This window comes from Acinetobacter sp. UBA2063 (assembly GCF_002333245.1).
GTDB classification, from domain to species: domain Bacteria; phylum Pseudomonadota; class Gammaproteobacteria; order Pseudomonadales; family Moraxellaceae; genus Acinetobacter; species Acinetobacter parvus.
This window is the reverse complement of sequence record NZ_DDAH01000248.1, coordinates 1-4902: the sequence shown is the minus strand read 5'-3', so window position 1 is coordinate 4902 and position 4902 is coordinate 1. Positions and strand designations below refer to the sequence as shown.

Sequence of the window (4902 nt, the reverse complement as noted above, 5' to 3'; positions counted from 1 at the left end):
ATTCACATCCCGAAGTGCAAATGCACGTCTAAAATGGATGTTTTGATTTAAACGCTGTATATCCTGTGAACTCGGCTGCTCATCATAGGGTTGATGGTTATAACGCTCGCCCAAACGATCCTTGGCAAGCAAGTTATGATAGTCATCACCACTTTGCGCCAGTTTGCGATAAATCTGCTGCGCCGCCTGTTTTGATGCCGCATCTGAACGTTGCTCAGAGGCACGCGCCAACCAATATTGCCAACGATCTTCCTGTTTCTGGGTGACTGACATCGCATCAATGGCACGAATCAAGCTTTCCCATGCACCGAAACGAATCGCCTGACGCGCGTAAATTTCGGCTTCTTCTGGGCTCAGCGGATAGCCATAACTTTGGTCGTAGGCATTGAGCACTTCACGATTAAAACCATTTTTCATCACTGTGGTGCCACCCACATATCCAATGGTACGGTACAAATATTTTTGTACAGGCGTTGGCGTATCCTGAGCCGCGCGCTGGATATTTGCCAGGGCATTGCTTAAATCACTGTCAGCCACACGCCCCAGAGCAAAAATCAGATAGGCATAATCCACATCATTGGTTTTTGGCGCACTCCATAAATACCCCAATGGGTTTTCCTGAATCTGATTCAACTGGGCAAGTGAAAGATTCAGACCCATGGTTTGTGCGGTTGCAATAGCCTGTCCCGACTGCCCTGCGCGCAACTGCCCCCACAACCTTTGCTGACGGTCCTGAGCAGTCATAAGCGGGCTGGAAAGCATCATTCGCCCCAATCCTGTGCATGAGTCAGGCTGGGCATTGGTGGCTAACCAGACATCTTTATATTCCGCATAAACCAGACTGTCGCCTGTCTGTGCCCTGACCTGCGCAACCGCGCAACTTTCGGCCTGGTCTGGATTGGTCACATAGCTTAAAACGGGTTTTGCTTCGCTAAAATTCGCTTGTTTGACTTTTTCTTCTACATAATCCGCCGCTAGCTTCTCAGCCATTGCAGATTTTGGGTAGCGTTGGGCAAAGCTGAGAATTGAGGACGCAGGCTGAAAACCGAGATTGGTGTTGAGTTTCCAATATTCTGGATAATAGCCCAATACATCATTCTGCATCGCAGCTTGATATTGATCCAGCAAGGCGGTGTTGCTGCTATTGGCCGCACGCAGGGCATCGTTAAACTGTTCATCCAGCGCATAGACAGAAGAGCACATTATCATTCCACCAACCGCCACAATACGGCGGAAGTTTTTCTTGTTATTCAGTTTGTTGGTCACGGTTGTTATAAAATCATGTTGCTTATTCATCTTCATCAATACATTTGCCCAGTTTTTGCCCTACGGTTATAGTGTAATAAGTCTGGCCCCCCACTATTGTTGTGTTATGTAACTTGCTGATTCATATTCATTAAGATTCACGTAATTTCACCCACAATGTGTCCATTTTTTTCAGTTTTTTATTCTCTGCGCACATCGAAAAATACTGCTATAATCCGCGGTTTGTTTAAATCCACCTTGTTTAGGAGCCTGCATGACGGTTCAAACATTCATTCCCAGTGCTGTAAAAGCTGCCTCAGAAAACACTGTTACCCAGCCAATGCACACCGCTGATGTTTCAATAAAGAAGCTGTATATTGAAACTCAAGGGTGTCAGATGAATGAGTATGACAGTCATCGTATGGCAGACTTGCTGGGTGATTCACATGGCTATGTGCTCACCGACAATCCAAATGAGGCAGATATTCTGCTCATGAACACCTGCTCAATCCGCGAAAAAGCGCAGGAGAAAGTATTTAGTGGCCTAGGCCGCTGGCGTAAGCTAAAAGAACAAAATCCTGATCTGGTGATTGGTGTGGGTGGCTGTGTTGCCTCTCAGGAAGGTGACAATATCCAGAAACGTGCACCCTATGTGGATATGGTATTTGGCCCGCAAACCCTGCACCGTTTGCCACAAATGCTTGATCAGCATCAGGCACAGGTGGAAAAGCCGAAGAAAGAAAAAATCAAACTGGTTGATATTTCTTTCCCTGACATTGAAAAGTTCGACTTCCTGCCTGAACCACGTGTTGAGGGATTTAAAGCCTTTGTCTCGATTATGGAAGGCTGTTCAAAATACTGTTCATTCTGTGTAGTGCCGTATACTCGTGGGGAAGAGGTTTCTCGCCCACTGGATGATGTGTTGGCAGAAATTGCAGGGCTGGCTGAAAAAGGCGTGCGTGAGATCACCTTGCTTGGTCAAAACGTAAATGGCTATCGTGGTGAAACCTTTGATGGTGAAATTTGCACTTTCCCTGAACTGCTGCGTTTAGTTGCAGAAATTCCAGGGATTGGACGTTTACGATATACGACTTCTCATCCGCTTGAATTTTCAGATGACCTGATTCAATGCTACCGTGACCTGCCACAGATGGTGTCGCATCTGCACTTGCCTGTGCAAAGTGGTTCCAACGATGTGTTACAGGCAATGAAACGTAACCACACCATTGATGTCTACATCGATAAGATCGCGAAATTGCGTAAGGTCCGCCCAGATATGCATTTATCCAGCGACTTTATTATTGGTTTCCCAGGTGAAACCGATGCACACTTTGCTGAAACCCTACAGTTCATTAAGGACTTGGATTTCGACCATTCCTATAGTTTTATCTATTCAAAACGACCTGGTACGCCTGCGTCAGACCTGCCAGATGATACGCCTGAACAGGTGAAAAAAGACCGTTTGGCTCAGGTTCAGCAAGTGATTAAGCAATCAAGTATTGATAAGACCGATGCCATGCTGGGTAAAATTGAACGTGTCCTGATTGAAAAGGTGTCTGACAAGGACCCGAATGTTTTAATTGGTACAGCGGACAATACCCGTCTTGTGAGCTTTATCGGTGATGTCGCGTGGATTGGGCGTTTCGCGGAGATTGAGATCACTGAAATTAAAACTTTAAATTTAGTTTATGGTGAACTCTTGAATCTTGAACCTGACGTGGCGTAATGTAAGGGTATTCCTACACGTGAGCTAAAAGGGTTTCTCTTGACTTCAGCGATTAAACGTACTGTAACGTTCCCTGAAATTTCCATGGAACATTTAAAACGAATGCTCGGTGCATACAACGGGCATTTAAAGCAAATCGAACAACGTTTAGATGTCAAAATTACTCACCGAGGCGATGCCTTTTATCTAGACGGTGATATCGAAACAATCGAAAGGGCCGAGGCACTGTTGCAACGGCTCTATCAAGAATCAGAAATTTCCTCACAAATCAGTGCCGATGTCCTGCATTTGATGATTCAGGGTTCACAGACCGACCGTGAACTGATGGATGATTCAGATCAGGAACATACAGGACTGGATAGCGTTTGGTTGCAGACCCGCAAAGGACGAATCAATCCGCGTGGTGCCAACCAGAAACGCTATGTGCAGCGTATTTTACAAAGTGACATTTCATTCGGAATTGGCCCTGCGGGTACTGGTAAAACCTATCTCGCCGTTGCTGCCGCAGTGGACATGCTGGAACGCAATGAAATCCAGAGAATCTTATTGGTCCGTCCTGCGGTTGAAGCGGGTGAAAAGCTAGGTTTCCTGCCAGGTGACCTCACCCAGAAAATTGACCCTTATTTACGCCCACTTTACGATGCCCTCTATGAAATGCTGGGCTTTGAAAAAGTGGCCAAACTGATTGAACGTCAGGTAATTGAGGTTGCTCCGCTTGCCTATATGCGTGGACGAACCCTGAATCATTCTTTCGTCATTTTAGATGAGGCACAAAATACCACACCTGAACAGATGAAGATGTTCCTGACCCGTTTAGGTTTTGGTTCGCGTGCCGTGATTACAGGTGACGTGACTCAGGTGGACTTACCTCGTGGACAGCAATCTGGTTTGGCTCATGCCTTACGGGTGCTTGAAAATGTCCATGAAATTCATATTACCCGTTTCCATTCCCGTGATGTGGTGCGTCATCAACTGGTACAAAAAATTGTTGAGGCCTACGAGGGCTGGGACAGCGAACAGCAACGCCTGTCTGCTGAAGCCCGTGCCGAACGCAAAGCTCGACAAGAAGCATTGATTGCAGAAAATGATTCTGCGGCAGATGCACAACACATTTAAAAATCCCCCTCACTCCCCCTTTTATTGCAATACTTTAATCGCATATCAGGGGGACGATTTTAAGGATCTATTTTGAAAATCAATTTAAGTCTTCAACAAGACTTTCAAGCGAATGAATTACCACTAAAACGTGGTCAAATTAAAAAGCAGATTGAAACCACACTGCGTCATGTTGGTTTCAATACAGACTGTGAAATAGGTATTGCCTGTGTTGATCTGGCAGAAAGCCACGAGTTGAATCTACAATACCGCGAGAAAGACAAACCCACCAATGTACTGTCTTTTCCAAGTGACATTCCAGAAGAAGTGCTTAGCTTACTGGATGCAGAACCTTTGGGTGACTTGGTGATTTGTATTCCCGTGGTTTTACAAGAAGCCGCAGAACAGCAAAAAAGAGCAACTGATCATTTCACCCATTTATTGGTTCACGGCATCCTGCATTTGCTTGGCTATGACCATGAAACCACTGAAGCTGATGCTGAAGAAATGGAAGCGTTGGAAATTGAGATTCTTAAAAAGCTTGGTGTTGCAAATCCATATCAGGCAGATGAAATCTAGAATAACCTCCCATGTATATCGTTATTTTTAAAGCCACTGTCAAAGAACTGGATTCAACCCACTCAGCAATGGCACAAAAGCTGAGGAATAAGGCATTGAGTCAATTTAAAGGAATAAGGCATTACGTTTTATCCATTGGAGCGTAAAACCTCGGGGTTTAGCCCGAGGATATAAGCGACTGGCGTAAGCCATACGACATGAAATGTCGTTTTAAATACTTTTGCGATAATCACTATTAAGAAAAATACGGTTAAAAT

General features: G+C 45.2%; 3 protein-coding genes and 2 pseudogenes. 4 read left to right on the top strand and 1 reads right to left on the bottom strand.

All coding sequences use genetic code 11. The annotated features are described in order from the left end of the window. A pseudogene (locus B4H32_RS11775) lies at positions 1–1209 on the bottom strand (lytic transglycosylase); the annotation flags it as partial. Between the two features lie 310 nt (positions 1210–1519). On the opposite strand from B4H32_RS11775, the gene miaB reads away from it, so the two are divergent. The 4 genes and pseudogenes from miaB to B4H32_RS11755 all read left to right on the top strand — a co-directional run. Next, positions 1520–2971, top strand: a complete 1452-nt coding sequence (gene miaB, locus B4H32_RS11770; protein ID WP_286803213.1) for a tRNA (N6-isopentenyl adenosine(37)-C2)-methylthiotransferase MiaB — start codon at positions 1520–1522, stop codon at positions 2969–2971. 39 nt (positions 2972–3010) lie between these two features. Then, positions 3011–4087, top strand: coding sequence for a PhoH family protein (locus B4H32_RS11765; RefSeq protein WP_004680518.1), 1077 nt, complete (start codon positions 3011–3013; stop codon positions 4085–4087). 72 nt (positions 4088–4159) lie between these two features. Beyond that, the gene (ybeY, locus tag B4H32_RS11760; RefSeq protein WP_004680521.1) at positions 4160–4645 is read left to right on the top strand and encodes an rRNA maturation RNase YbeY; all 486 of its coding nucleotides are present in this window, start codon (positions 4160–4162) and stop codon (positions 4643–4645) included. An 11-nt stretch (positions 4646–4656) separates the two neighbouring features. Further along, positions 4657–4764: pseudogene (locus B4H32_RS11755) on the top strand (antibiotic biosynthesis monooxygenase); the annotation flags it as partial. Positions 4765–4902 lie beyond the last annotated feature (138 nt).